The 1,052-nt window shown below is 69.5% G+C and carries 1 protein-coding gene; it reads left to right on the top strand.

From position 1 onward, the window contains the following. Positions 1-100 precede the first annotated feature (100 nt). On the top strand, positions 101-1,052 hold a 952-nt coding region (locus ACWGDB_RS41945; RefSeq protein WP_453827291.1), incomplete at its 3' end, for an IS481 family transposase.

Genomic DNA, 1,052 nt, shown 5'->3' with positions numbered 1-1,052 from the left:
TGTATTGATCACGAGCGTTGTTAACGCGGCGCGGTCTTGATCGTGGCGAAGGCCCCCGTGTGTGGTGGAGGTGTCGAATCTTCACCGGACGGAGGCCTTCGTGTCCCACCGTAATGCTCGGCTGACCGTTCACGGCAGGCGGCTGCTCGTCGAGCGTGTCCGCTCCGGCCGTCCCGTCGCCCATGTCGCCGCAGAGATGGGCATCTCCCGTCCCACAGCCCACAAGTGGATCCGGCGCTGGCGGTCCGAGGGGGAGAGCGGACTCATCGACCGTTCCAGCCGCCCCCGCAGGACACCGCACCGGACTGCAGCCGCCACCGAGGCGCTTGTCTGCAGGCTGCGGCAGGACCGCAAACTCGGCCCGGCACGCATCGGACCGATCCTGGGCCTGCCCGCCTCGACCGTGCACCGCATCCTCACCCGGCACGGCCTGAACCGTCTGGCCTTCCTGGACCGGCCCACCGGCCAGGTCATCCGCCGCTACGAACGCGACCGGCCCGGCGAACTGGTCCACGTCGACGTCAAGAAGCTGGGCCGGATCCCCGACGGCGGCGGCCACAAGGTGCTGGGCCGCCAGGCCGGCCGCGCCACCCGCAGCAACATGGGCTTCGACTACATCCACTCCGCCGTCGACGACCACAGCCGACTGGCCTACAGCGAGATCCATCCGGACGAGAAGGCCGCCACCTGCGCCGCCTTCCTGCGCCGAGCCGCGAGCTTCTTCACCGCGGCGGGCATCGACCGCATCGAGCGAGTCCTGACCGACAACGCCTGGCCCTACCGCAAGAGCTTCGCCTGGCGGCAGGCCCTGGCCGACCTCGGTGCGGCCGGCAAACTCACCCGCGCCTACCGGCCGCAGACCAACGGCAAGGTCGAACGCTTCAACCGCACCCTGCTCGACGAGTGGGCCTACATGCGGCCCTACGCCAGCAACCCCGAACGCACCGAGGCCCTGACAGACTTCCTGCACACCTACAACCACCACCGGTGCCACACCGCCCTCGGCGGCCAGCCACCCATCACCCGCGTCAACAACCCCGCGGGTCAATACA

This window comes from Streptomyces sp. NPDC055013 (assembly GCF_053608645.1).
The sequence above is the reverse complement of the archived record's forward strand: the minus strand, read 5'-3'. Positions and strand labels throughout refer to the sequence as shown.